Origin of the sequence: Streptomyces sp. CB01201, from assembly GCF_002803085.1 — a bacterium.
GTDB classification, from domain to species: domain Bacteria; phylum Actinomycetota; class Actinomycetes; order Streptomycetales; family Streptomycetaceae; genus Streptomyces; species Streptomyces hundungensis.
The window spans coordinates 158,809-185,732 of the sequence record NZ_NNBJ01000017.1 but is presented as its reverse complement, the minus strand read 5'-3'; the positions used below and the strand labels follow the sequence as shown (position 1 = coordinate 185,732).

Annotated in this window: 20 protein-coding genes; 19 read left to right on the top strand and 1 reads right to left on the bottom strand. The window is 71.8% G+C overall.

Annotation, left to right across the window (positions count from 1 at the left end; translation table 11 throughout):
- From CG740_RS30560 to CG740_RS30480, 17 genes are all read left to right on the top strand, one after another.
- On the top strand, window positions 1-579 hold a 579-nt coding region (locus CG740_RS30560; RefSeq protein ID WP_199846623.1), incomplete at its 5' end, for an RHS repeat-associated core domain-containing protein.
- Between the two features lie 1,460 nt (window positions 580-2,039).
- Window positions 2,040-2,261 carry a hypothetical protein gene (locus CG740_RS30555; RefSeq protein ID WP_100578512.1) on the top strand — a complete coding sequence of 74 codons (222 nt, stop codon included), beginning with the start codon at window positions 2,040-2,042 and terminating at the stop codon, window positions 2,259-2,261.
- Window positions 2,262-3,187: 926 nt separating this feature from the next.
- Window positions 3,188-3,616 carry an SRPBCC family protein gene (locus tag CG740_RS30550; RefSeq protein ID WP_100578511.1) on the top strand — a complete coding sequence of 143 codons (429 nt, stop codon included), beginning with the start codon at window positions 3,188-3,190 and terminating at the stop codon, window positions 3,614-3,616.
- 8 nt (window positions 3,617-3,624) lie between these two features.
- On the top strand, window positions 3,625-3,888 hold the full coding sequence (locus tag CG740_RS30545; RefSeq protein ID WP_100578510.1) for a hypothetical protein: 264 nt from the start codon (window positions 3,625-3,627) through the stop codon (window positions 3,886-3,888).
- Between the two features lie 199 nt (window positions 3,889-4,087).
- Window positions 4,088-5,290: an ROK family transcriptional regulator gene (locus CG740_RS30540; protein ID WP_199846622.1), complete on the top strand. Its 1,203-nt coding sequence runs from the start codon at window positions 4,088-4,090 to the stop codon at window positions 5,288-5,290.
- Window positions 5,291-5,444: 154 nt separating this feature from the next.
- Complete coding sequence (locus CG740_RS30535) at window positions 5,445-6,782, top strand: ABC transporter substrate-binding protein (RefSeq protein ID WP_100578508.1); 1,338 nt, start codon at window positions 5,445-5,447, stop codon at window positions 6,780-6,782.
- A 7-nt stretch (window positions 6,783-6,789) separates the two neighbouring features.
- Window positions 6,790-7,734 carry a carbohydrate ABC transporter permease gene (locus CG740_RS30530; RefSeq protein WP_100578507.1) on the top strand — a complete coding sequence of 315 codons (945 nt, stop codon included), beginning with the start codon at window positions 6,790-6,792 and terminating at the stop codon, window positions 7,732-7,734.
- 1 nt (window position 7,735) lies between these two features.
- The gene (locus CG740_RS30525) at window positions 7,736-8,641 is read left to right on the top strand and encodes a carbohydrate ABC transporter permease (protein WP_100578506.1); all 906 of its coding nucleotides are present in this window, start codon (window positions 7,736-7,738) and stop codon (window positions 8,639-8,641) included.
- Between the two features lie 6 nt (window positions 8,642-8,647).
- Window positions 8,648-9,913 carry a 6-phospho-beta-glucosidase gene (locus CG740_RS30520; RefSeq protein WP_100578505.1) on the top strand — a complete coding sequence of 422 codons (1,266 nt, stop codon included), beginning with the start codon at window positions 8,648-8,650 and terminating at the stop codon, window positions 9,911-9,913.
- Window positions 9,910-10,884 (top strand): N-acetylglucosamine kinase, encoded by a 975-nt coding sequence (locus tag CG740_RS30515; RefSeq protein ID WP_100578533.1) that lies wholly within the window; start codon window positions 9,910-9,912, stop codon window positions 10,882-10,884. Before CG740_RS30520 ends, CG740_RS30515 begins: the two co-directional genes overlap by 4 nt.
- Before the next feature lie 198 nt (window positions 10,885-11,082).
- Window positions 11,083-12,489 carry a hypothetical protein gene (locus CG740_RS30510; RefSeq protein WP_442802862.1) on the top strand — a complete coding sequence of 469 codons (1,407 nt, stop codon included), beginning with the start codon at window positions 11,083-11,085 and terminating at the stop codon, window positions 12,487-12,489.
- 176 nt (window positions 12,490-12,665) lie between these two features.
- On the top strand, window positions 12,666-13,601 hold the full coding sequence (locus CG740_RS30505) for a glutamate ABC transporter substrate-binding protein (protein ID WP_234376562.1): 936 nt from the start codon (window positions 12,666-12,668) through the stop codon (window positions 13,599-13,601).
- Between the two features lie 95 nt (window positions 13,602-13,696).
- Window positions 13,697-14,977, top strand: a complete 1,281-nt coding sequence (locus CG740_RS30500) for a hypothetical protein (protein ID WP_100578503.1) — start codon at window positions 13,697-13,699, stop codon at window positions 14,975-14,977.
- On the top strand, window positions 14,974-17,586 hold the full coding sequence (locus CG740_RS30495; protein ID WP_100578502.1) for a serine/threonine-protein kinase: 2,613 nt from the start codon (window positions 14,974-14,976) through the stop codon (window positions 17,584-17,586). Before CG740_RS30500 ends, CG740_RS30495 begins: the two co-directional genes overlap by 4 nt.
- The gene (locus CG740_RS30490; RefSeq protein ID WP_100578501.1) at window positions 17,583-18,833 is read left to right on the top strand and encodes a PP2C family protein-serine/threonine phosphatase; all 1,251 of its coding nucleotides are present in this window, start codon (window positions 17,583-17,585) and stop codon (window positions 18,831-18,833) included. The genes CG740_RS30495 and CG740_RS30490 overlap by 4 nt, the downstream gene beginning before the upstream one ends.
- An 82-nt stretch (window positions 18,834-18,915) precedes the next feature.
- Window positions 18,916-20,274 (top strand): vWA domain-containing protein, encoded by a 1,359-nt coding sequence (locus CG740_RS30485; protein ID WP_100578500.1) that lies wholly within the window; start codon window positions 18,916-18,918, stop codon window positions 20,272-20,274.
- Window positions 20,275-20,422: 148 nt separating this feature from the next.
- Window positions 20,423-21,844, top strand: a complete 1,422-nt coding sequence (locus CG740_RS30480) for an FHA domain-containing protein (RefSeq protein ID WP_100578499.1) — start codon at window positions 20,423-20,425, stop codon at window positions 21,842-21,844.
- Here CG740_RS30480 and CG740_RS30475 read toward each other — a convergent pair.
- Window positions 21,825-22,802, bottom strand: a complete 978-nt coding sequence (locus tag CG740_RS30475; RefSeq protein ID WP_100578498.1) for a methyltransferase domain-containing protein — start codon at window positions 22,800-22,802, stop codon at window positions 21,825-21,827. The two genes, CG740_RS30480 and CG740_RS30475, sit on opposite strands and share 20 nt — an antisense overlap.
- A 257-nt stretch (window positions 22,803-23,059) precedes the next feature.
- On the opposite strand from CG740_RS30475, the gene CG740_RS30470 reads away from it, so the two are divergent.
- Together CG740_RS30470 and CG740_RS30465 are read left to right on the top strand one after the other, a co-directional pair.
- Window positions 23,060-23,464 carry a globin gene (locus CG740_RS30470; RefSeq protein ID WP_100578531.1) on the top strand — a complete coding sequence of 135 codons (405 nt, stop codon included), beginning with the start codon at window positions 23,060-23,062 and terminating at the stop codon, window positions 23,462-23,464.
- 216 nt (window positions 23,465-23,680) lie between these two features.
- Window positions 23,681-26,923, top strand: a complete 3,243-nt coding sequence (locus CG740_RS30465) for an FtsX-like permease family protein (protein WP_100578497.1) — start codon at window positions 23,681-23,683, stop codon at window positions 26,921-26,923.
- Window position 26,924 lies beyond the last annotated feature (1 nt).

Here is a 26,924-nt window from a genome sequence, read left to right as displayed (position 1 = left end):
AGGGACGGCAAGAGCTACTACTACCTCACCGACGCCACCGGCAACGTCCTCGCCCTCACCGACGCCACCGGCACCCGCGTCAACAGCTACACCTACACCCCCACCGGCCAACCCCGCACCACCCCCGTCGAAACAGTCCCCCAGCCCTACCGCTACGCCGGCACCTACCTCGACCCCACCGGCCTCTACAAAATGGGCGCCCGCTCCTACGACCCCAACCTCGCCCGCTTCACCACCACCGACCCCAGCGGCCAGGAAACCAACGCGTACCTCTACGCCGAAGGCGACCCCGTTAACCGTAGTGATCCATCTGGCCTGCTCAGTTTCGGTGATGTCTCAGGGGTGCTCGACTGGGCATCACTTACGGAAAAGGTCCTGAGTGGCGACTCCAAGGGAGCTTTCGCAGCCGAGGTTGGGATTCTCGTGGGAATTGGAACAGAAGCCGTATGCGGCGCAGCTGCCGCTGCTGGTGCAGCGCCCACTCTGGGAGCTTCGATCGGAGCGGGAATAACAGGCTGCACTGTTCTGGCCGGCGGCCTTGCGACTGCTGCCGCAGCTGGTACCGCAGTGGCACAGTAAACGCGAATATGAGTCACGGAGGTCAGGCGATCCCCGGCCTGACCTCCACCTTCTCAATTCGCACGTCAAACAGGAGAACGGTTTGATTAACTTGAAACTCCTCATATCATCTGCGGCAGGGATAGCGCTGCTCATACTGGGAGTCGGCGCCATGGCAAACGGGAATACAATGGCCGGATTAATTCCTGTAATTTTCGGATCCGCGTTCATTGTGGCATCTATCCTAATCCACAGAAAAAGAGGGAGATAATGCAAAAAGTAGCAGGAATTATCGTTCCCTCTACGGATGCGCCGACAGGGTTGATCTTGGGCGCATTTCTCATTGCCCTCATCGCCATCTGCGCATACTTTTTTATCTGGCGCAATAAATAGTGCACAGCGTGTGGGCTGGAGATCGCCATCTGGCTACCCGACAGGGAAGCAGAAAGGAGAGAGCGAACGACGATTCGATTCGGCGAGAGAACTTACGGATCTGATAACTCTACCCGGCGAAATGCACCGCTCACATACATCTTTTCTGCGGCTCTGGCGATCGGTGGAGTTACCCTGGCGGCCAGCGGGAACCCGGCCGGTTGGATAGGAATTGTGTTCCGGGCCCATGGAGCGAACAGAGAGCAGCCTGTGAAAGCGTCATGCCGGGCGGCACAGCCGCTGCTCTCGACTTCGAGCCCGGAGGGCTACGTAGAAACCGGCGTCGCCGGTGGCCTGCCGGCTCCCTTCGTGCTCGGCTTCCGAACCGAATCAGCCCGGCGCTTCCTGCCAACAGGAGGCCCCGGGGCCTTACCGGGAGGTGAGTTCCGATCGAGAGGGACCGAATCACCAAATCCGCCATCTGGTTCGTCATGACACTGGCTATGAGCATGACCTTGATCATGATCTGGAACACTTCTTGGGCTTGGTGGAAACAGCTTCTCTGCACAGCCGGTGTGATGGCTGTGGTCATTGGGATATCTGTGACTGCTTCCGCCAAGAAGCATAGGAAATAGCGTAACGCTCGGCCTGGTGCACGCCTGGTGCTCACTGGTCACCGCCGGGAGCATAGTAGATCGGATGTCCGACACCACCTGCGTGGCCAGCCGTGCCGCTCCAAGAGGGAGGGCCGCATCCTCACCTCGGGGCGCTGCCAGGAGGCACCGCTCGCTTTTCAGGGGCCGTAGCGAGCAGTGAAGGCATGCAGCGGATGCGCAGCGGGAACTTCTACGTACTCCGCGGGGCCGTCTCAACTGGCGCCGGAGCCGGCAGCGTCACTAACAGGAGGAAGAGATGCGCACCCGGCTGGTGTGGATCGTGTGGATCGGGATTGCTCTGGGGTGCTTCGGATTGCTCCTCTTCGTCCTCGACGTCACCATCTCACGCTGATCATTCTCGGGCAGCCCGCAGCCCATAGCCCGCCGTGGCAGACAGCTCCGCCCTTCTCAATGTGACAGCGTGCGGTGACATGACGCGGGTACAGGACGTCCATGATGCGAAACGTTGAAGAGTTCGAGAATCGCACCCGCGGGCATCCCGTCGCCAACCTCACGCTGGCCTTTCTGGCGATCTATGTGCTGGGGGGTGTGATCATGACGTTGACGGGCGCATCTGCCATGAAGGCGTGGGTGGCACCCCTTCCCGTCCTTCTCGGCGTCGGCTCCGGAATGGCAGCCGTGCGGTTTCGCCGCAGGGACAAGCCCAAGTACTGATCAAGCCCAAATATGGCCCAAGTATGGATAGTGGGCTACGAGTTGACGGTCAGCGCAACGCTTGCCCCGCGGTCAGGAACTCGCATCAGCGGAGAGCACGACCAGCAGTAGGCGGGAGACCTCCATGGCCGGTACGTGGACGCCCGGGACCCGGATGCGTGTTCTCTTCATCGTGTATGTGGTGCTCATGGCATGCCTCGTCATGACATCGCTGGCCCTCGGCGAGTGGAGGCCGGCCCTGATGAGTGCCCTTGCAGCCCTCCCAGGCTGTGCCGTATGCATCGCCGCGCTGAAGTGACGTCAGGCGACGGAAATGTCCTCGCTCTCGTCCACAGCACCAGCACCCGTGAGGGGGCCGTGGTGGGATCGCTCGCCTATGCCGCGACGGATGCCGCAAGGGGTGAAGGACGGACCGTAGGGTGTCCGGCGCTCTCGGAGGCAGGGGATTTGCGAGGCGGCGTTCATGTTCTGATTTCCGCGCCGTGCCGTCATGGGCGAGGCCGGGAAACCGATGGCGCCCTTGGCTCCGTTGGTTCTGTCTGCCGATGCTCTGCCTCATTGTGGCCCTGTTGGTGCTGCGGGTGGTCGAAAGAGACGGCATGGGAAGGATCACGCTGGCCGCCCTCTCCGTCCTCACCTGGGTGTCGTTGCCGGCCGCCAACTGGCGCTCACGGCGCAAGCGGGGAAGCCTCCCCCCGGGCGATCGGGGCCGAGGCAGGCCGTCCTCGCGGAGGGTGTCCCCTTCCCGCCCCCTTCGCGCGCGCCGGGCCGGGGCCGGGGCCGGGAGGAGAGCGTCCTGCGAGCGAATCCTCCATCGTCGGCGGGGTACGCGGCGAGGTGCACGGCTCTCCGGAACGACTGCCCAGAACGGCTACCCGGAATGGCGGCCCTCCGAGCCGGAGTCCGACGACCGAAAGGCGAAACACGTGTCCGCATCCCTCGTGGAAACCGTCGATGTCCATGCCCCCGTCTCCGTCGCCTGGGCGCTCTGGAGCGATGTGACCCGGTGGCCGAAATTCCTGAGCCACGTACGTCGGGTGGACCGGCTGGACGGGCAGCGTTTCGCCTGGCAGTTGGAGATCCCGGGCGCCGACAAGAACTTCGTGGCGGAGCTGACCGAAGTGGTCCCGGAGGATCGGATCGCCTGGCACACCGTGGAGGGCGTCGATCACGCCGGCGTGGTCACCTTCCACCGTCTGAGCGATACGACGAGCCGGGTGACCCTACAGATCGAGTACGACCCGAAGGGGTTCATCGAGCACCTCGGCGCGCTCACCAACCTCGACTCGGCGCTCGCCAACTACGACCTCGGCGAATTCCAGAAGCTGGCCGAGAAGGCTGCGGCGGCCTCCTGACGATCCTGGTGGCCCTCCAGACGATCCTGGCCGTCCTCCTGCCGATCCTGGCCGCCTTGGCCGCCCCCGCCGCCCCCGCCGCCCCCGCCGCCCCCGCCGTCCCGGCCGTCGGGGGCGTGCCCGTCCGTCGGGCCTGGGACAGTTCGCGGACCAACAGTGTTGCCGCGCACGCGAGTTGGGGATGCCCCCACGCGGTTACGAGGGCATCGGCCCCCCACCTGGCCGCCCACACCGTCGTCGCCGGCCCCGTGGGCGGCCGCCCGCAGAGCTGAGCCAGGGCCGCCCGGGACGCCCGCCCCGCACATAACGCTTTGGTAGCCGCCGCGCCCCCGGCGGCGCACGCCCATTGACGGGCCGATGACGGGCGCCCTACGTTCCTCCCAACCAACAGGAAACTTTCCTAACAGTGTTGGGACAGGGCAACTGGGCAACCGGGTCCGCACGCGGGCCGCAAGGGCAGGGGGATTCGTCGTGGCCGGTACCACCCCGGGGACTCCGCGCGTACTCCGCGCGATGAACGACCGGGCCGCGCTCGATCTGCTGCTGGCGCACGGGCCCCTCTCGCGGACCCGGATCGGGAAGCTCACCGGGCTTTCCAAGCCCACCGCGTCCCAGCTCCTCGCCCGCCTTGAGGCCGCCGGGCTCGTCGTCGCCACCGGCACGACCGAGGGGCGGCCGGGGCCCAACGCCCAGTTGTACGCGGTCAACGCGACCGCCGCCCACGTCGCGGGAGTTGACGTGACGCCCGAGCGGATCCGCGCCGCCGTCGCCGATGTGGCGGGCAGTGTCGTCGGGGAGTTCGAGGTCGCGACCCCGGGGCGGCGCGCAGAGTCCGCGGTGCGGCAGGTGACCGGCGCGCTGGACGGCGCGGCCAAGGCGGCCGGGCTCGTCCGGGGTGATCTGCACCGGGTCGTCATCGGCACCCCGGGCGCCTTCGACCCCGGCACCGGACGGCTGCGCTACGCCTCCCACCTGCCGGGCTGGCACTCCCCCACGCTGCTCGACGAGCTGGCCGCGGCCCTGCCGATGCCGGTCGAGTACGAGAACGACGTCAACCTCGCGGCCATCGCCGAACAGCGCCTGGGCGCGGCCCGGGACCACGACGACTTCGTACTGCTCTGGAACGAGGGCGGCCTGGGCGCCGCCCTCGTGATCGGCGGGCGGCTGCACCGCGGCTTCACCGGCGGCGCGGGCGAGGTCGGGTTCCTGCCGGTACCGGGGGCCCCGCTCGTACGGCATGTCACCAAGGCGAACTCGGGTGGCTTCCAGGAGCTGGCCGGCGGTCAGGCGCTCCCCCGGATCGCCCGGAAGCTGGGTGTCACCGACATCCCGGGCGGCAGCGTCAATGACGTGGCCGCCGCCCTGATCGCGCGCTGCGCCGAGGCCGGGGACGGTCCCGAACGGCGCCTCTTCCAGGCCTTCGCGACCGGCCTCGCGACCGGCCTCGCCTCCCTCGTCGCCGTGCTCGACCCCGAGCTCGTCGTCCTTTCCGGCGGGCTGCTCGCCGCCGGGGGCGAGCCGCTGCGCGAACTCGTCCAGACGGAACTCGGTGAGCTGGCTGCCTCCCGCCCCCGGCTCGTCATCGGTGAGGTGACCCAACTTCCCGTGCTGCGCGGTGCGTTGGAGTCCGCGCTCGCCACCACGCGCGACGAGGTCTTCGACACCTCGCGCTGAGCCACCATCCCTCGATCGACCCCGCCCCACCCGCCACCTCGCGCAGAGCCACCACCCTTCGCCCGCCCCGCCCCCACCCGCGACCCCGCGTCCACGCCAACCCCCGCCCGCCAAGCACCCCTTGCCCCCAGCCCCCTCCCCGGGAGACACCGCCATGCCCGCATTCAGCCGGAAGTCCGCCGCCGTACTGGCCGCGACCGCCTCCATAGCCCTGTTCGCCTCCGCCTGTACGGGCCAGAGCAACACCAGCGCCAAGGACGACGCGTCCAAGGACACGACGATCACCTTCTGGCACGGCTGGAGCGCACCCAACGAGGTCAAGGCCATCCAGGCCGAGGTGGACGCCTTCCAGAGCGCGCACCCCAACATCCATGTCAAGGTCGTCGGCAACATCAACGACGACAAGATCAACCAGGCGCTGCGTGCGGGCGGTTCCAACGCCCCGGACGTGGTGTCGTCGTTCACCACGAACAACGTCGGCAAGTTCTGTTCGTCCAACGCCTTCGTCGACCTCGCCCCGTTCCTGAAGAAGGACGGCATCGACCCGGCGAAGACGTTCCCGAAGACCATGAACGAGTACACCCAGTTCCAGGGCAAGCGCTGCTCGCTGCCGCTGCTCGGGGATTCCTACGCCCTCTACTACAACAAGGACGCCTTCAAGGCGGCCGGGATCGACGCCCCGCCCACCACCTGGTCGGAGTTCGAGGCGGACGCCAAGGCGCTGACCAAGCCCAAGGGCGACTCCTACGAGCAGCTCGGCTTCATGCCGAACTACCACGCCTACGAGACGACGACCGAGCACTACCTGGCGCAGTGGTCGCCGACGTACTTCGACGCGAGCGGCAAGTCGAACATCGCCAAGGACCCGGCGTTCGAGAAGGGCCTCGCCTTCCAGAAGCAGCTCGTGGACGGCCTCGGCGGCTTCGCCAAGCTGGAGAAGTACCGCTCCTCCTTCGGTGAGGAGTACGGCGACACCAATCCGTTCAACACCGGCCAGGTCGCGATGGCCATGGACGGTGAGTGGCGGCTCGGCATGGCGCTGGACAGCAAGCCCAAGTTCGACATCGGAGTGGCGCCGCTGCCGGTCCCCGACGACCAGAAGGACACGCACGGCAAGGGCTATCTGACCGGCACCATCGCGGGCATCGCCGCCACCTCGAAGAAGCAGAACGCGGCCTGGGAGCTGGTGAAGTTCCTGACCACCGACACGGACGCGGTGGTGAACTTCGCCAACGCGATCCACAACGTGCCCTCCACCCTCGCCGCCCTCAAGTCGCCCAGGCTGCAAGCCGATCCGCGCTTCAAGACCTTCCTGGACATCGCGCAGAACCCGAACTCCACCACCTCCCCGGCGTCCGTCAACGGCGGTCAGTACCTGGTGTCGTTGCAGAACCTCGGCTACGACATCGAGAGCGGCAAGCAGACCGACATCAAGGCGGGGCTCGCCAAGACCGCCCAGGAGATCGACGCCGCGATCGCGCAGGCGAAGTAGGCCGGCCATGAGCACCACGTACACACTGCGCTCCAAGCACCGCCGCTCGGCGCTGCGCACCCTGGCGTTCCTGTCGCCCTGGCTGATCGGGTTCGCCGTCTTCTTCGCCTACCCGCTGATCTCCACGCTCTACTTCTCCTTCACGCACTACGACGGATTCGGCGCGGCCACCTTCGACGGCCTCAAGAACTGGTCGTACGTGTTCGGCGACTACCCGCTGTTCTGGCCCGCCCTGCGCAACACGCTGTGGCTGGTCGTCGTGATGGTCGCCTGCCGGGTGGTGTTCGGGCTCGGCGTCGGGATGCTGATCACCAAGATCAGGACGGGGGTGGGACTCTTCCGCACGCTGTTCTACCTGCCCTACCTCGCCCCGCCGGTCGCGGCCACGCTGGGCTTCGTCTTCCTGCTCAACCCCGGTACCGGGCCGGTCAATTCGCTCCTGGGCGACCTGGGCATCCCGGCCCCGGACTGGTTCACCGACCCGTCCTGGTCCAAGCCCGCGCTCACCCTGCTGGCGGTGTGGGGCGTCGGCGACCTCATGGTCATCTTCATGGCCGCGCTGCTCGACGTGCCCAAGGAGCAGTACGAGGCCGCCGAACTGGACGGCGCCTCGCCCTGGCAGCGGTTCCGCTACGTCACCCTGCCGAACATCTCGCCCATCGTGATGTTCGCCGTGGTCACCGGCGTCATCCAGGCGATGCAGAGCTACACCCAGCCGCTGGTGGCGGGCAAGGTCGCCTCCGGCATCATCGGCAACTCGGGCCAGCAGTTCGAGCCCGGCTACCCCGACAAGTCGACGCTGACCCTGCCCCAGCTCGTCTACAACCTGGGCTTCCAGCGCTTCGACTACGGCTCGGCGTGCGTGGTCGCCCTTGTCCTGTTCGCCCTCTCCATGGTCTTCACGGCGCTCCTCATGAAGCGCCGCGGCGGACTGATCCAGGCAGGTGAGTGACATGACGTACGCCCTGGAGACACCGGAGGCACCCGAGGCGCCGAAGACCGGGGCCGTCAGCCCCGCGGCCAAGGTGGCCCGCCGCAAGGCTCTGTTGCAGTGGATCGCGGTGCACTCGCTCGGCGTCGCGGCCGCGCTGTTCTTCGTGCTGCCCTTCGTCTTCCTGCTGCTGACCTCCTTGATGGACAACCAGCAGACCCTGACCCGGGACCTGATCCCGCACCACTGGGCCTGGTCCAACTACCGCAAGGTGTTCGACACCCCGGGCTTCTTGACCTGGTGGAAGAACACCCTGCTCTACGCCGGGCTCGGCACCGTGCTCAGCGTGGTGTCGTCGGTGCCGGTGGCCTACGCGCTCGCCAAGTTCCGCTTCCGCGGCCGCAATCTGTCGCTGATGCTGGTCATCTCGATGATGATGCTGCCGCCGCAGGTCGTCATCATCCCGATGTACCTGTTCTGGGCGAAGCAGCTGGACATGGCCGGCACGCTGTGGCCGCTGATCATCCCGCTGGCGTTCGGCGACGCGTTCACCATCTTCCTGCTGCGGCAGTTCCTGATGACCATCCCCAACGAGTACCTGGACGCCGCGAAGGTCGACGGGTGCGGGGAGTTCAGGACGCTGATCAAGGTGGTGCTGCCGATGGCCCGGCCGGGCATCGCCGCCGTCGCGCTCTTCCAGTTCTTCTACGCCTGGAACGACTACTTCGGACCGCAGATCTACGCGTCCGACACGCCGGCGTCCTGGACGCTGAGCTACGGCCTGGAGTCCTTCAAGGGCGCGCACCATACCGACTGGAACCTGACCATGGCCGCGACCGTTCTGGTCATGGCCCCTGTGATCGTCGTCTTCTTCTTCGCACAGAAGGCATTCGTCGAGGGCGTCACACTGACCGGAGTGAAGGGCTGACCACACATGAAGCTCGCAGTAGTAGGGGGCGGGTCCACCTACACCCCCGAACTCATCGACGGATTCGCCCGGTTGCGGGACACGCTGCCCATCAGCGAGCTCGTCCTCATCGACCCGGCCGCCGACCGCCTGGACCTCGTGGGCGGGCTCGCCCGCCGCATCTTCGCCAAGCAGGACCATCCGGGGAGGATCGTCACCACCTCCGACCTGGACGCGGGCGTGGAGGGCGCGGACGCGGTGCTGCTCCAGCTGCGCGTCGGCGGCCAGGCGGCCCGCCAGCAGGACGAGACCTGGCCGCTGGAATGCGGCTGTGTGGGCCAGGAGACGACCGGCGCGGGCGGCCTCGCCAAGGCGCTGCGGACCGTGCCGGTGGTCCTCGACATCGCCGAGCGCGTACGCCGCACCAACCCGGACGCCTGGATCATCGACTTCACCAATCCCGTCGGCATCGTGACCCGCGCCCTGCTCCAGGCCGGGCACAAGGCGGTCGGCCTGTGCAACGTGGCCATCGGGCTCCAGCGCAAGTTCGCGGCGCTGCTCCAGGTCACACCCGCCGAAGTCCACCTGGACCACGTCGGCCTCAACCACCTCACCTGGGAACTCGGGGTGCGCCTGGGTGGGCCCGAGGGCGAGAACGTCCTGCCGAAGCTCCTCGCCGAGCACGGCGACACCATCGCCGACGACCTGCGCCTGCCCCGGCAGGTCCTCGACCGGCTCGGGGTGGTGCCCTCGTACTACCTGCGGTACTTCTACGCGCACGACGAGGTGGTGCGCGAGCTCGGCACCAAGCCGTCGCGGGCCGCCGAAGTCGCCGCGATGGAGCGGCAGTTGCTGGCGATGTACGGCGATCCGACGCTGGACGAGAAGCCGGAGCTGCTCGCCAAGCGCGGCGGCGCCTTCTACTCGGAGGCGGCCGTCGACCTCGCGGCCTCGCTGCTCGGCAACGGGGGCAGCCCCGTGCAGGTCGTGAACACGTACAACAACGGCACGCTGCCCTTCCTCGCGGACGACGCCGTCATCGAGGTGCCGGCCCGGGTGGACGGGACCGGCGCGGTGCCGCTCGCGGTGCCCGAACTCGACCCGCTGTACGCGGGGTTGATCGCCCATGTCACCGCCTACGAGGACCTCGCGCTGGAGGCCGCCCTGCGCGGCGGGCGCGACCGGGTGTTCCGGGCGCTGCTCGCACATCCGCTGGTCGGGCAGTACGACTACGCCGACGGGCTCACCGACCGGCTGATCGCGCACAACCGGGAGCACCTTTCGTGGGCATGAGTGTGCTGGCGATCGACGCCGGCAACAGCAAGACCGACGTGGCCCTGATCGACGCGGACGGCACGGTGCTCGGCGCGGCCCGGGGCGGCGGCTTCCGGCCGCCGGCGGTGGGGGTCGAGGTGGCCCTGCGCGTGCTGGCCGCCACGGTGGAGGAGGCACATCGCGCCTCCGGCGTCCCGGGACCGCTGCGGGTCTCCCACGTCTCGGCGTGTCTGGCCAACGCCGATCTGCCCGTGGAGGAGCGGGAGTTGGCGGCCGCGCTGGAGGCACGCGGCTGGGGCGGGTCGGTGCGGGTGTACAACGACACCTTCGCGATACTGCGCGCCGGGCTGCCCAGCGGCGCCGAGCCGCGCGGGGTCGCGGTGGTGTGCGGCGCGGGCATCAACTGCGTCGGCATGACCCCGGACGGACGGACCGCCCGCTTCCCCGCGATCGGGAAGATCTCCGGGGACTGGGGCGGGGGCGGCGGCCTCGCCGAGGAGGCGCTGTTCTTCGCGGCACGCGCCGAGGACGGCCGGGGCGCCCCGACCGCGCTCGCGACCGCGCTGCCCGCCCACTTCGGGCTCGCCTCGATGTACGAGCTGATCGAGGCGCTGCACCTGGGGAAGCTTCCGTTCGTGCGCCGCCACGAGTTGAGCCCGGTGCTTTTCGAGGTCGCGGCGGCCGGGGACGCGGTGGCGCGTTCCCTCGTGGACCGGCAGGCCGAGGAGGTCGTGGCGCTCGCGACGGTCGCCCTGGACCGGCTCGGCCTGCTCGATGTGCCGACGCCGGTACTGCTCGGGGGCAGCGTGCTCGCGGCCCGGCATCCGCGACTCGACGCCGGGGTGCGGGAGTTGCTGGCCGTCCGGGCACCCAAGGCGGAGCCGCTCGTGGTGACCGCCTCGCCGGTGCTCGGCGCGGGGCTGCTCGGCCTGGACCACCTGTCGGCGCCCGCCGATGTCCACGCGCGGCTGCGGGGCCGGTACGCGTAGCTCCCGAGATCGGGTGGGCCTGAGGGGAACCGATGGGATCGCCCTTGCGTATACATGGTGGGGAGGCAGGACAGGGGCGAGGGGGCCCACCGGGCACCCCGAGGGGCGCGTGCGGCAGGTAACAAGATCCAGACAACCCTGGATGGTTGTCGGTCCCTGCGGCCATACTGCCTAGGCAGCGACCGAGGGGGAGGTCAGGTGGCGAATCCGCCGAACGTGCGCGAACCGGGGACGCGGGAGTCCGCGACCCGGTCCGCGCCACAGCCACAGCCACAGCCACAGCCGCAGCCACGGCCCGGCACGCGCCGGGCCTGGGCCGAGACGCGGGAGCGGCTGCGCGCCGCCGCGACGACCGAACCCGGCCGCCTGTGGATCATGGGCGCGGTGGTGGCGGTGCTCGTCGTGGCCTTCGGCGGGATCACCGCCTGGGAGGTCTCGGACCGCTCGGCCGCGGCGAGCGACGTGGTGAGCCGCAGCCAGCCGCTGAGCGCGGACGCCGCCTCCATCTACCGCTCCCTGGCCGACGCCGACACGGCAGCCGCGAGCGGATTCCTGGCGGGCGGCCAGGAGCCGCTGGACGTGCGCAAGCGGTACGACACGGACATCGCGACCGCCTCCCGCCTGCTGGTGAAGGCGGCGGCGAACACCTCGGGGTCCGCCGAGTCGGCCCAGCAGATAGCCACCCTCAACGAGCAACTGCCGCTCTACAACGGCCTGGTCGAGCAGGCCCGCGCCAACAACCGGCAGGGCTTCCCGGTCGGCGGCGCCTATCTGCGCTTCGCCAACCAGAAGATGAGCACCAGCCTGCTGCCCGCGGCCCAGAAGCTGTACGAGGCCGAGACGGGCCGCCTCTACGACGACTACGACCAGGCGGACACCTGGCCGTACGCGGCGATCGCGCTCGGCGTGGTGGCCCTCGCCGGACTCGTGGCGGTCCAGCGGCGCAACTACCTGCGCACCAACCGGGTGTTCAACCACGGCCTGCTCGGCGCGACCGCGGCCGCCACGGTGGTGCTGCTCTGGCTGGTGGTGGGGCACGCGGTGGCCTCCTCGGACCTGTCGACCTCGCGGGCCCACGGCCAGGAGTCCCTGAAGGTCCTCAACGACGCCCGGATCAGCTCGCTCCAGGCCCGCGCCAACGAGAACCTGACGCTGGTGGCCCGGGGCGCGGTGCTCACGCCGGACGGCAAGGACCTGTACGAGGCGGAGTTCACCAAGGAGATGGCGTCCTTGAACGACAAGCTGGACGCCGCCAGGGGCCTCGCCGACGACACGGCGGGCAAGGCCCCCGTCGTGCAGGCCGTCAGTGACATGAACGAGTGGCGCAAGCGCCACACCGCGGCCCGCACGACGGACGACAAGGGCGACTACGACGGCGCGCTGACCCAGGTCATCGGCGCGAAGGGCTCCACCGGCGAGTGCTTCGACCAGGTGGACAAGGAGCTCGACTCGGCGATCGCCCACGAGCAGACCCAGTTCACCGCGGCCGCCTCCGACGGACACGGCGCCCTGACGGGCCTCCCGCTGGGTGCGGCGCTGCTTGCGGTGCTCGCGGCGGCCGGGGCCGGCGTCGGCATCAGCCGCAGGCTCGCGGAGTACAGGTGAGCGGCATGGACAGCGGCGACGGACGCGCGAGCGGCGCATCGGCGAGAGGGGTCGCGATGAGCGGCGCGAACGGCTCGACGGACCCGGAACTTCCGGACGGGCCCGGCCCGGGCCGGGCCCCGCGCGCCGGGCGGCGCGGGCCCGGACGGCTGCGCGGCTGGGGCGGGGTGGCCGGGATGGCCCTCGCCCTGGCGGTCGCGGCGGGCGCGCTCGTTCCGCTCGCCCGGCACGGCGACGCGGCGGACGCGGCCACCGTCGCGGGCCCCGGGGTGGCTCGGGCCGTGCAGGCCAAGGCCGACGACTGCAAGGACCCGGAGGCGAGCCTGTCCCCGTCGTCGGCGGACGGGCCGAACATCGACGCCATCAAGCGGCGCGGCAAGCTGATCGCCGGCGTCGACCAGAACAGCTTCCGCTGGGGCTACCGCAATCCGGCGACCCGCACCCTCGAAGGCTTCGACATCGATCTGGTGAAGGCGATAGCGAAGAACATCCTGGGCGACGAGAACGCGGTCATCTACCGGGCCATCCCCACCAGCCAGCGCATCCCCGCGCTCCAGAACGGCACGGTCGACGTGGTGGTGCGCACGATGACCGTCAACTGCGGCCGCATCAAGCAGGCCTCGTTCTCCACCGCCTACTTCGAGGCGGGCCAGCAGGTGCTCGCCCCCAAGACCTCCGCCATCACCGGCTTCGACGACTCCCTCAAGGGCAAGCGGGTCTGTGTGGCGGCGGGCTCCACCGCCTTCGACGCCCTCAAGGCCGACGCGCACGGCGCCGACTACCAGGACTTCACGGTCCCCAACCAGCTCGACTGCCTGGTCCGCCTCCAGCAGAACCTGGTGGACGCGGTCGTCACCGACAACGCGCTCGCCGCGGGCCAGGCCGCCCAGGACCCGGCGGTGCAGCTGAAGGGCAGCCCGTTCACCACGGAGTACTACGGCGTCGCCGTCAAGCTCGGCAACACCGACCTGGTGCAGCGGATCAACCAGGTCCTGGTGGACTACCGCAACGGCGGCGCCAACAGCCCCTGGATGACGGCGTACCGCAAGTGGCTCGCCGCCGACCTGCCCGGCATATCGAGCCCGCCAGCCCCCAAGTACCGGACGGGATGAGCCGGTTGACCACCCGGACCTACCAACGAGCGGAGAGGTGATCGATGGGCGCGGGATCCTCCCCCAGCTCCACCGGGGGACCCCCGGAGCCGGTCATGGACCGGGACGAGGTCGACCGTGCCCTGGCACGCCTCGGCGCCGAGCACGAGGCCGTGGAGACCTCGCTGCTCGCCCTCCAGGACCATGCCGGGCGCAGGCTCCTGGAAGGCGCCGACCTGACCGGCGTCACCAAGGAGCGCTGGGCGGCCACCGAGCAGTCGATCACCCTGCTCTGGGGGTACTTCGACGCGTACTCGGCGGCCCTCGAAGCCACCCGTGAGCTGCGCTCGCGGCGCCGCTGGCCCGGCCGTGAGGACCTGGTGGAGCTGACCGACCGGCTGCGCGGCGAGTCCGTGACGCTCTCGGGCGCCGCCCTGCACGGCGCCCCCACCCTGGCCGGCGGCCCGGCGAAGCTCACCGAGCGGTTCACGCTCGCCGAGCTGGTCAACCGGATGAACGAGCTGTACGCGCGCTCGCTCGACCTGGTGGTCGCCGCCGACACGGTGTGGTCGGCGCTGCCCGCGCGGATAGACCTGCTCGCCGCCGAGCTGCACCGCACCCGGGGCCTCGCGCACTCGGTGGGCGTTCGGCCCGGCGAGCACCCCTCGGGGGACGACCTGGAGTCGATCACGGCCGAGCTGGCCGAGCTGCGCGCCCAGGTGATCTCCGACCCGCTGGCGTTCTGGGTCGCCGCGCCGGGCAGTTCAGCGCCGGGCGGCGGCCGCCCCGACACCGGCCGCTACGACCGGGCGGCCCGCGCCCTGGAGGACGTACGCCGGGAGATCGACGCCGTTCTGACGGTGCGTCAGGATGCCGAGCAGCGCCTGGCACGGCTGCGGGACGTCCTGTCGCGGGCGGACCGCACCCTGGCCGAGGCCCGCTCGGCGCGCGGCGAGGTCCTCGCGAAGATCGCGGCCAGTGAGGTGCCCGCCGTGAGCGGCCCCTCCATCGCGCTCCAGGAGCAGCTGGCCGCCGCCGCCGAGTACCGCAGGCACTCCCAGTGGCACCGCCTCTCGCCGCTCCTGGAATCCCTGGAACGCGAGGCCGAGGACGAACTGCTGCGCGCCCGCGCGTCGTTGACCGCGGTCACCGCACCGCTCGCGGTCCGCGCGGAGCTGCGCGGGCGGCTGGACGCGTACAAGGCGAAGGTCGCCCGGCACGGCATGGCCGAGGACCCGTTCCTGATCGAGCGGTACGACGCGGCGCGCCGGATGCTGTGGTCCGCGCCCTGCGATCTGCGCGTCGCCGAAGAGGCGGTGCTGCGCTACCAGCGGGCGGCCGCGGACGTCCTGGTCCCGAGGAATCCCGGGCCCGTGGACCAGAGGGGGGAATCATGAGCGAGAACACCCAGTGCCAGCGCCCCGGTTGCGCGGGCTCGTACGAGGACATGGGCGGCGGGGAGCTGTACTGCGACACCTGCGGGCTCGCCCCGGTCGTGTCGCCGACCGGCATGGTCTCCTCACCGCCGACCGGGATCACCGGCGGTGGTCACCGCTCGGCCTCGCAGTCCTCGCGCTCCTCCTCGCGCGCCTCGGCCCGCTCCTCGCGGTCCTCCACCTCGCGGCGCTCGGTCTCCGGGCGGCTGTCCTCGCTGAGCGGCACGGCCACCTCGCGGTCGGTGTCGGTGCGCAGCTCGGGCGCCTCGGCCGGTTCGTCCGCGCGCAGCCGGCTCGGCGCCGGTCTGGTGTCGGTGCCGCAGGTGCCCCGGCCCGACCCGCGCTCGGCGGTGATGGAGAACCCGGAGGTCCCCGAGCGCAAGCGGTTCTGCTCGCGCTCGGACTGCGGCGCCCAGGTGGGCCGTTCGCGCGGCGAGCGCCCCGGGCGCACCGAGGGCTTCTGCACCAAGTGCGGCCACCCGTACTCCTTCGTGCCGAAGCTGCACACCGGCGACATCGTGCACGGCCAGTACGAGGTGATGGGCTGCCTGGCGCACGGCGGTCTCGGCTGGGTCTACCTCGCCGTGGACCGGGCGGTATCCGACCGCTGGGTGGTCCTCAAGGGCCTGCTCGACACCGGCGACCAGGACGCGATGGCGGCGGCGATCTCCGAGCGGCGCTTCCTCGCCGAGATCGAGCACTCCAACATCGTGCGGATCTACAACTTCGTGGAGCACCTCGACCAGCGCACCGGCTCGCTCGACGGCTACATCGTCATGGAGTACGTCGGCGGCAAGTCGCTCAAGGAGATCGCCAACGAGCGCCGCACCACCGCGGGCAAGCGCGATCCGCTGCCGGTGGAGCAGGCCTGCGCGTACGGCATCGAGGCCCTGGAGGCGCTCGGCCATCTGCACAGCCGCAACCTGCTCTACTGCGACTTCAAGGTGGACAACGCGATCCAGACCGAGGACCAGCTGAAGCTGATCGACATGGGCGCGGTGCGCCGCATGGACGACGACGAGTCGGCGATCTACGGCACGGTCGGCTACCAGGCCCCCGAGGTCGCCGAGGTCGGCCCCTCGGTCGCCTCCGACCTGTACACGGTGGCCCGCACGCTCGCGGTGCTGACCTTCGACTTCCAGGGCTACACCAACGTCTACGCGGACAGCCTGCCCGACCCCGAGCACATCGACGTGTTCGGGCAGTACGAGTCGTTCTACCGGTTCCTGGTGCGGGCCACCGACCCGGATCCGGCCCGCCGGTTCGCCTCCGCGCAGGAGATGGCGGAGCAGCTGACGGGTGTCCTGCGGGAGGTCGTGGCGCTCCAGACGGGCCGGCCGCGGCCCGCCCTCTCCACCCTGTTCGGCACCGAACTGCGCGTCATCGACACGAAGTTGTTCGCCCCGCAGAGCGGGGACGTCTCGCGCCTGGGGGCCCGGGTGGCGCCGGTGGGCCGACGCGCGCGCAAGGCCCTCGCGGCCGCCTCGGTCCCGGCCGCGGCCCTCGCCTCGGTCCCGGCCGGCGCGCCTGCGCTGCCCGCCCTCGCGCCGAACACTCCGGGCCTGCCCCAGCCGATGGCACCGGCTGCCGTCCCGGTGCCGCGCGCCGAGGGCGCGAGCGGCGGCGGGCAGCCCGGCGGCCCCGCGCTCGTGCCGCTCGACCCGCGCGGCACCTCGCTCGCGCTGCCCGTGCCGCACGTGGACCCGGGCGACCCCAACGCGGGCTTCCTCGCGGGCCTGATCGCGGCCGCGCCCGCCGAGCTGATCACCGCGCTGCGCTCGGCCCCGGCCCACTCCATCGAACGCAGGCTGCGCGAGCTGCGGGCCCGGCTCGACATGAACGAGCGGGACTCCGCGGACAAGGCCCTGGCCGCCCTGGAGACCGACTTCCCGGACGACTGGCGGGTGGTCTGGTACCGCGGGCTCGCCTCGCTGGCCGCGGGCGACAACGAGAACGCGGCGCTGTCCTTCGACGCGATCTACGACGCGTTCCCGGGCGAGCCCGCGCCCAAGCTCGCCCTCGGCGTGTGCGCGGAGGTGCTCGGCCAGCTCGACAACGCGGCCGAGTACTACCGCCTGGTGTGGACGACCGACCCCAGCTATGTGAGTGCCGCGTTCGGGCTGGCCCGGGTGCAGCTCGCCGCCGGGGACCGCGCCGGCTCGGTGCGCACCCTGGAGTCGGTGCCCGAGGCATCCATCCACTACACGGCGGCCCGGGTCGCGGCGGTGCGGGCGCGGCTGCGCAGCCGCGCCCCGCAAGACCCCCTGCTCGACGACCTGTTGGCGGCCTCGGCCCAGGTCGAGGCGCTCGACGCGTTCGGTCTCGACCCCGTACGACGTGAACAGCTGGCGACCGAGGTCCTGGGCACCGCCCTGGACTGGGTACTGTCGGGGAGCACCGGCGCCGGGCAGAGCAGAACCGTTCTCCTCGGCAGCGACGTGGAAGAGCGGGGCCTGCGCTTCGGTCTGGAACGTTCGTACCGGGTGCTCGCCCGGCTCGCACAGCGTGGCGAGGAAAGGATCGACCTGGTGGAACGGGCCAACCGATTCCGCCCCCGGACCTGGGTGTGACGATGTCGCAGACGCATCAGCTCGCCGCCTGCCCCGGCTGCGAAGAGCCGCTGGAGACGGGGGACCTGTTCTGCGGGGCCTGCGGGTACGACCTGTCGGCCGTGCCCGAGCCGCCGCTGGACCATCCGACCATCGAGATGACGTCCCCGGTGGCGGCGGCCCCGCCGCAGCCCCAACTCCCCCACCCCGTACGCACGGACGAGCCGCACGCCGCGCCGGACGGGACCGGGGGCGCCGCGGAGTATCCGCTGCCCGCGCCCGACCCGCGTGCCGCCGAGCCCGACCCGGACACCCATGTGGCCCGGCCCCCGGCGCCCGGCGCCAAGGTGTGCGTGGCCTGCCGGGCCGGGCGGGTCGACGACGACGGGTACTGCGAGAACTGCGGGCACGCGCAGCCGCGCGAGCGCGACCACATGGAGCAGGAGCTGGGCGCGGTGTCCGCGGTCAGCGACCGGGGGCTGCGCCACCACCGCAACGAGGACTCCTTCGCGCTGTCCTCGACCGCGCTGCCCGACGGCTCGCCCGCCGTCGTGGCCGTCGTGTGCGACGGGGTGTCGTCGGCGACCCGCCCCGACGAGGCGTCCGAGGCGGCGGCCGCGGCCGCCAATGAGGCGCTGCTCGTCTCGCTGCCGCAGGGCACCCATCCCCAGCAGGCGATGCACGATGCGATCCTCGTGGCCGCCGAGGCCGTCAACTCCCTTGCGCAGCAGCCCGGTCAGGCCCTCGCGCACGATCAGCACCGCCAGCAAAACGCCCCGGCGTGCACGCTGGTGGCCGCCATCTCGGCGGGCGGTCTGCTCGTGGTGGGCTGGATCGGCGACAGCCGCGCGTACTGGGTGCCCGACGACCGCACGACCGCGCCGGCCCGGCTCACCGAGGACGACTCCTGGGCCGCGCAGATGGTGGCGGCCGGCCTGATGAGCGAGGCCGACGCCTACGCGGACGAGCGGGCTCACGCCATCACCGGCTGGCTGGGCGCGGACGCCTACGAACTCGACCCGCACACCGCCTCGTTCAAGCCGGACCGCTCCGGTGTGGTGGTGGTCTGCACGGACGGTCTGTGGAACTACGCGGAGGGCGCCGAGGAGCTGGCCCGGGTCATCCCGCCGGATGCCGCCGAACGACCGCTGCACAGCGCCCAGGTGCTCGTCGGGCACGCCCTGGACGGCGGGGGCCACGACAACGTAACAGTGGCCGTGCTGCCGTTCGCGGTGGCGGAGCAAGGGGCAGGATCCGCCTACAACTAGGCCCGCTTCCCTTGTTTCCCGCTTGTGCCGCTTGCCCGACTTCTTTCACTTCAGGTCCATGGAGCCTCAAGGAGCCCTTCCGATGGCCAACTTCTCCAAGTCCACCGTGCCGCAGTTCTCCGTCGAGGTGTACCAGAACGAATTCCTGCCCGAGGGCGGCCGCGAGGTCAACGCGATCGTCACGGTCGCCTCCACCGGCGGCGGCACCCTGGGCGGGGCCCCCTTCACGACGGCCTCGGCCTCGCCGGCCTACATACCGGGCCGGCCGCCCACCGCGGCCGTGGTGATCATGGTGGACTGCTCGGGCTCGATGGAGTACCCGCCCACCAAGATGCGCAACGCCCGGGACGCCACGGCCGCCGCCATCGACACCCTGCGCGACGGCGTCGCCTTCGCCGTGGTCTCCGGTACGCACATCGCCCGCGAGGTCTACCCGGGCAACGGCCGCCTCGCCACCGCCGACAACCAGACCCGCGCCCAGGCCAAGGAGGCGCTGCGCAAGCTGAGTTCGGGGGGCGGTACCGCCATCGGCACCTGGCTGCGGCTCGCCGACCGGCTGCTCGCCTCGGCCGACGTGTCCATCCGGCACGGCATCCTGCTGACCGACGGGCGCAACGAGCACGAGTCGCCCGAGGACCTGCGCTCGGCCCTCGACGCCTGTGCCGGGCGGTTCACCTGCGACGCCCGCGGCGTGGGGACCGACTGGGAGGTGAAGGAGGTCACCTCGATCTCCTCCGCGCTGCTCGGCACCGCGGACATCGTCGCGGATCCGGCCAACCTGGCCGCCGACTTCACGCAGATGATGGAGAACGCGATGGGCAAGGAGGTCGCGGACGTGGCGCTGCGGCTGTGGACCCCGGTCGACGTGGAGATCAGATTCGTCAAGCAAGTGGCGCCCACCGTCGAGGAGTTGACGGACCGTCGCACCGAGGCGGGGCCGCGCGCCGGGGACTATCCGACCGGCTCCTGGGGGGACGAGTCCCGCGACTACCACGTGTGCGTCCAGGTGCCCCAGGCCAATGTCGGCCAGGAGATGCTGGCGGCCCGCGTCTCGCTGATCGTTCCGGACCGCGAGGGCGGTGCGCCCCAGCTGCTCTCGCAGGGCCTGGTGCGGGCCGTGTGGACGGACGACATGGCGGCCTCCACCTCCATCAACCCGCAGGTCGCGCACTACACGGGACAGGCCGAACTGGCACAGGTCATCCAACAGGGCCTCGATGCCCGCAAGTCGGGCGATGTGGACGGGGCGACCGCGAAGCTGGGCCGGGCGGTGCAGCTGGCCGCCGCCTCGGGGAACGCCGATACTGCGAAACTGCTCGCGAAGGTGGTGGACGTCGTGGACGAGGCGACAGGTACTGTGCGACTGAAGGCGAAGGTCGCGGAAGCGGACGAGATGACCCTCGAAACGCGCTCCACCAAGACCGTTCGCGTCAAGAAGTAACCAGAAGCGAACAAGAAGTGATGACGCCCGAGAAGTGCGTGATTGCCCGAAACGCTTCGAACCGTACCGAGAAGTGCCGAGAAGTACGGACAGCACTCAGAACCGCCGCGGCCCACGGGGCCGGATGATGAGAGGGGGAAGCGACTCCATGCCGACCTGCCCGAACGGACACCAGTCGGGTTCCGACGACTGGTGCGAGATCTGCGGCCATCGCATGGGCGCCGTGCCGCCGCCTCCCCCGCCTCCGCCCGCGTACGGCTACCCGGGTCCCGGGGATCCGGCCGCCACCGCCCAGGCCGAGCTCTGCCCGCAGTGCCGCACCCCGCGTGAGGCGGGGGCGCCGTTCTGCGAGGAGTGCCGCTGGAACTTCCTCACCAACACGGCGACCTCGTACACCCCGCTGGCCCCGCAGCAGCCGATGCCCGCACCGGGCCCCGGCGCGGCCCCCGGCCCCGGGCGGGGCCCCGGCCCGGGTCTGAATCTGCCGCCCGCCTTCCAGCAGGGCCCGCCGCCCGCGCCGCGCGACCCGTACGAGTACCAGAGCTCGCGGCCCTCGCAGATGAACCGGCCGGCCGAACCGCTGGCCGGCGAGCCCTCGCAGCGCTCCGGGCAGCAGCTGCCGCCCAACGCGTTCCAGCAGCAGCCGCCCCCGCCGCCCGGACCCTTCAACGGCGGCCAGGGCGGTCCGCCGCCTCCGCCGCCGGGCCCGTTCAACGGCGGCCAGGGCGGTCCGCCCCCGCCCCCGCCCGCCTTCCAGCACCAGGCTCCGCCACAGGCCCAGCCGCCGCAGCCGGCGCCCGCCCGGGACGACGACTGGACGCTGCCTCCGCCGTCCCCGGCCGTACCGGAGCCGGGCCGCAGGAACGCGCCCGACCGCGGCGACGACTGGCCCCAGCCCGCACCCGACCGCGGGGACGACTGGCCGCAGCCCAGCACGCCGTCCGCACCGCACGCGCCCCAGGAGCGCGCCGCCGACGACTGGCCGCGGCCCAGCACCCCGTCCGTGCCGCAGCCGCCCCAGGAGCGAGCCGACGACGACTGGCCGCAGCCCGCGTCCCGGCCCGCCCCGCCCGCTGCCGCCCCGCAGGCCGCGCCGCAGCAGGCACCGCCGTCCGCTCCCGAGCGGAGCGACGACTGGCCGCAGCCCGTCACGCCCCCGGCGCCGGCCGGCTGGTCGATCACCATCGGTCCCGACCGGGACTACTTCCTGGCGATGATGCAGCGCAGCGGCCCGGAGGCGGCCGGGCTCAACCTGCCCGCGTACTCCCCCGAGCAGCAGCGCCCGCTGTCCGGCAACCAGATCACCATCGGCCGCCGCCGCCACTCCACCGGCGAGGCACCCGACATCGACCTGTCGGTGCCGCCGGAGGACCCGGGCGTCTCGCACCAGCACGCGGTGCTCGTGCAGCAGCCGGACGGCACCTGGGCGGTCGTCGACCAGAACTCGACGAACGGCACCACGGTCAACGGCTCCAGCGAGCCGATCCAGCCGTATGTGCCGGTGCCGCTCCAGGACGGCGACCGGGTACACGTCGGCGCCTGGACGACGATCACCGTCCGCCGGGGCTGAAAGGCCGATCCCGCAGGGGCCAGGCATAGGGCCCCTGCGGATCGTCCAGCCACGCCCACTGGGCCGCGCCGTCCAGCGTCACCCCGAACCGCTCACGCGGCGGGCGCTGTTCGCGGCGCCACAGCGCGTGCGCCTCGTACGGATCGAGGCTGCCCGCGGTCAGTTCGAGCAGGAAGCGGAACAGCTCGTTCGTGACGCTCTCGCGGGGCAGGCCGCCCGTGTACGGGGTGCCCCGCGGCGGCGATCCCGTACCGCGCAGGGGCACGAAGTAGGCCGGGGTGTGCAGGAAGCGGCCCTCGGCGCGGCCCGGGCCGGCCACCCGCAGCCGGATCAGGCCGGTGGCGAGCGGGGCCAGGATGAGCGCGCCGGTGCCGCACTGGTCCGGCCACTCCTGCGGCACCGAGCCCACCGTGCAGGTGGCCACGACCTTGTCGAAGGGCGCCCGCGCGGGCGCACCGCGCGACCCGTCCCCGGTGATCACGGCGGGGTGGTATCCGGCCGCCGCCAGGTGGGCCCGGGCCGATTCGGTGATCTCGGGGTCGAGGTCGACGGTGGTCACGTGCGCTTCGCCGAGCCGGTGGCACAGCAGCGCCGCGTTGTATCCGGTACCCGCGCCGATCTCCAGGACCCGGTCCCCGTCGCGCAGGTCGAGCGCCTCCAGCATGCGGGCCATCAGGGAGGGCTGGCTGCTGGAGGAGACGAGGTCGCCGTCCCGCATCCGGGTCCCCAGCGGGGCGTCCGCGTACGCCCCGGTCAGCCAGCGTTCCCGGCGGTCCTGATCGGGGTCCTCGCCCCACAGCCGGACATGGCGGCCGCCGGGCGCGCCCTCGTAGTAGTACGGCACGAAGAGATGGCGCGGCACGTCCTCGAACGCGGCCCGCAGGGCCGGGTCGGCGAGCGCCCCGCCCGCGACGATCCGCCGTACCAGGGCCCGCCTCAGTGCCAGGTCCGCGCTCATAGGTCCACTGTGCTGCGCCGGGCCCCCGCAGGCGAGTGGTCGTACGCCCCCAGTCACGGGGACCACCGGGGGCATGCCCGTCGCGGGGCCGGCCGGGAGCGTGCCCCCGGTCGTCCCCGCGAGCGTGGTCCTACGCCGCCGGTCCTCGGTCACCCGGTCTGAGACCATGGAGGCGTGCCGCATTTCCCGGGGGACGGCCCCTGGACCCCGGGCGTTGTCCCGGGGCAGGCCCGACTGGCATTGCGAGGGTGTTCGACGTGACCGAGATTCCGCGCGGGACGCTCCAGGAGCAGACCTTCTACGAGCAGGTCGGCGGCGAGCAGACCTTCCGCCGGCTCGTCCACCTCTTCTACCGGGGCGTCGCCGGCGACCCGCTGCTGCGGCCGATGTACCCGGAGGAGGACCTGGGCCCGGCCGAGGAGCGGCTCGCCCTGTTCCTGATGCAGTACTGGGGCGGCCCGCGCACCTACAGCGACGGCCGGGGACACCCGCGGCTGCGGATGCGGCACGCGCCGTTCACGGTCGACCGGGCCGCGCACGACGCCTGGCTGCGCCACATGCGTACCGCCGTCGACGAGTTGGGCCTGTCCCCCGAGCACGAGCAGACGCTCTGGAAGTACCTGACATACGCGGCCGCCTCGATGGTCAACTCCGAGGGCTGACCACCCGGCCTCGCGCTGCCTGGCTGTCCGGGCTCACCGCTCGGTGCCCGAAAGCACTCGGGGAGATTGCCCTCGCGACCGAAATTCGGTCGTTCGTGGTCGCATTCCGATCACGATCGGGCAAGAACAGCAGGTAAGCGGTTTCGGCCGCCCCAAACCCTCTGAAAGCATCTGGGCACATTTCGGGGGGATGGCTCACAAGCCAAGGGGGGCCGTGTGCCGGGTTTCGTCATTCTGCGTGTTCGCGCACACCGCCTGCTGCTCACGGCGGCGCTGCTCGCCGTGCTGCTCACGACCTCGGTCCTGGCCGCGCTGACCGCGTTCTCCGGATCGGTCTCGGACGCGGCCCTGCGCCGCACCCTCGCCACCCGCTCCGCCGCACCCGCAGCCCTCGCCGTCAAGTCCGAGATCAAGCCGGACCAGCGACCGGCGGCGACGGCCGCGGTACGCGCCGGAGCCCGCGCCACCTTCGGCCAACTCCCCTTCACCACAAGGGAGTTCACCCAGTCCGGGCCCTATGCCCTGCCCCGCTCCGCACAGCCGCCGGACGCCCGCGGCGGCGATCTCGACCTCACCCTGTTCGCCTCGATGGACCGCTCCCGGGTACGCCTCACCGCGGGCGAGTGGCCCGCGGCCCCGGCCGCCGGCGGCTCCGCCGCCGAGATCCAGGTAGCCCTGCCCCAGTCCGCCGCCGGGCGCCTCGGCCTGCGCCCCGGGGCGCGCCTGGCGCTCACCGACCGCTTCGGCGGTCCGGGCGTGACCGTCCGCATCACCGGTGTCTACCGGGCGATCGACGTCTCCGACGCGTACTGGCGGCTTGACGACCTCGGCGGCCGGGGCATGCGCAAGGTCGACTTCACCACCTACGGCCCGCTGCTCGCCGACGACTCGGTGCTCGCCGGTGGCCGGGTCAGCGCGGGCCGGAGCGGCTGGCTGGCCTCCGCCGACTTCTCCGGCATCGGCACCGGCGACCTCGCCCGGCTGCGCGTCGCATCCACCCAGGGCCCCAAGTCCCTGGTGAAACAAGCGGTGTTCGGCGGCAGCGCGACCGCGGTGACCTCGCTGCCCGAGATCCTGGACCGGGCCGACCGCTCACTGCTCGTCTCCCGCTCCACCGTCCTGATCGTCGCGCTCCAACTGATCCTGCTCGCCGGGTACGCGCTGCTCCTGGTCGCGCGCCTGCTGAGCAGCGAGCGGTCCGGCGAGACCGAACTCCTGCGGGCCCGCGGCGGATCGCGGCGCCAGATCGCCCGGCTCGCCGCCGCCGAGGCCCTGCTGCTCGCGGTGCCGGCCGCGCTGACCGCCCCGCTGCTCGCGGGCCCGCTGACCCGGCTGCTCGCCGGTCACGGCGCGCTCGCCCGGGCCGGGCTGCGCCTGGACACCTCCCTCACCAGCACGGTGTGGCTCGTCACCGTCCTCGTCGCGCTCGGCTGCGCGGCCGCCGTGGTGGCCCCCGCCCTCTCGGCGGGCCCCGCACGCCGCGCGGGCCGGGCCGGCGCACTGCCCGCGCCGGTCCGCGCGGGCGCCGACATCGGGCTCCTGGTGATCGCGGGCGTCGCCTACTGGCAGCTCGACCGGCAGACCTCGGCCTCCGGGGGCGGCGCCCTCAGCACCGACTCCTCGGGCGGCCTCGGCATCGACCCGCTGCTCGTGGCGGCGCCCGCGCTGGCCCTGCTCGCCGGGACCGTCCTCGTGCTGCGCCTGATGCCGCCCGCGGCCCGGCTCGCGGAGCGGCGGGCGGCGGGCGGGCGCGGCCTTCCGGCGGCGCTCGCGGGCTGGCAGTTCAGCCGCCGCCCGCTGCGCGGTGCGGGCCCGGTGCTGCTCCTGGTCCTCGCGGTCGCGATGGGACTGCTCACGCTCGGCCAGTCGGCGACCTGGAACCGTTCGCAGAACGACCAGGCCGACTTCCGCGCGGGCACCGACATCCGCGTCCTCGGCTCCGCCACCAGTCCCCTGGGGCAGGCGGGTTCCTTCGCCGCGGTTCCCGGCGTCCGCGCGGCCGCCCCCGCCGTGCGCACCTCGATGCCGATGAGTGCCGGGCGCTCGGGCACCGTACTGGCCCTGGACACCCGGCACGCCGACGGCTTCCTGCTGCGCGAGGACCTCGCGGGCCGCTCCGGCAAGGACGTACTCGGCGCGCTCACGCCGGAACAGGACGCCCCGCCCGGGGCCGCACTGCCCGAGGACGCCCAGCGGCTCGCCCTCACCCTGCGGCTGAGCGGCGGCACCACGGGCGCCCTGGCCGGCACCGTGACGGCCACCCTGGAGGACCGCTACGGCCTGCAATACCGGTTCGTCCTCGGCGCACTGCCCGCGGACGGCCGCCCGCACGACCTCGTCCTCGATCTGGGCGCCGCCGCGGGCAGGCCGATCGGCCGCCCCGCCGGGCCGCTGCTCCTGACCGGCCTGGACGCGGTGTCCAGCCTGTCCGACGCCCGGACCCCGCGGCAGGACCTCGCCGTGGACGGGCTGCGCGCCACCGGCACCGGCGGCAAGGAGACCGCGCTCGCGCTCCCGAAGGCCGGGCAGTGGGCGGCCGACAGCGAGGACGTGAAGGGCGAGACGGACTGGGACACGGGGATCACCTCCGTCACCCGCACCCTCACGCTCGCCGCGCACCGGGCCACCGCGCCCCTGCCGGCCGCCGTGGCCGACGACCGGTTCCTGGAGTCCACCGGCAGCGAGGTCGGCGCGACCATCGAGGTGCCGTTCTCCGGCCAGACCGTCAAGGTGCGGATCGCCGGGCGGCTGAAGCAGCTGCCCACCACCGGCAGCGGGGCCATCGGCCCCGGCGGTACGGCCACGAGCGCGCCCGCCGTCGACGGCGGCGGCCTGCTGCTCGATCTGCGTGCCGTCAACCGCGTCCTCCAGGCCAAGGACGACACCCTGTCCCCCACCGAGTGGTGGCTGACCACCACTCCGGGCGGCTCCGCCGCGGCCACCGCCGCACTCAAGGACCGCCCCGACACCGACCCCGCGCAGATCGTCTCCCGCGCCGAGATCGCCAAGGAGCTCGGCGGCGACCCGCTGGGCGCGGGCCCGCAGTCCGCGCTCGCGGCGGCCTCGATCGTGGCCGCGGCGCTCGCGGCGGTGGGCTTCTCGGTGAGCGCGACCGGATCGCTGCGCGAGCGGGGCCAGGAGTTCGGGGTGCTGCGCGCGCTCGGCGCCCCGCGCCGCCAGCTCGCCCGCCTGATCGCCGCCGAACAGGGCGTGCTGATCGGGATCGCGCTGCTGGCCGGGCTCGGCCTCGGCGAAGTACTGACCAGAGCGGTGGTTCCGCTGATCGTGCTGACCGACCAGGCCGCCCAGCCGGTGCCCGCGGTCCTGGTCGAGCTGCCGGCCGGGCGGGTGGCGCTGCTGCTCGCGGGGATCGCCGCGGTGCCGGTCCTGATCGTCGCGGCGCTCGCGCTGCGCCGCACCGACCCCGCCGTCACACTCCGCAGCCAAGGGGGCAACTGAC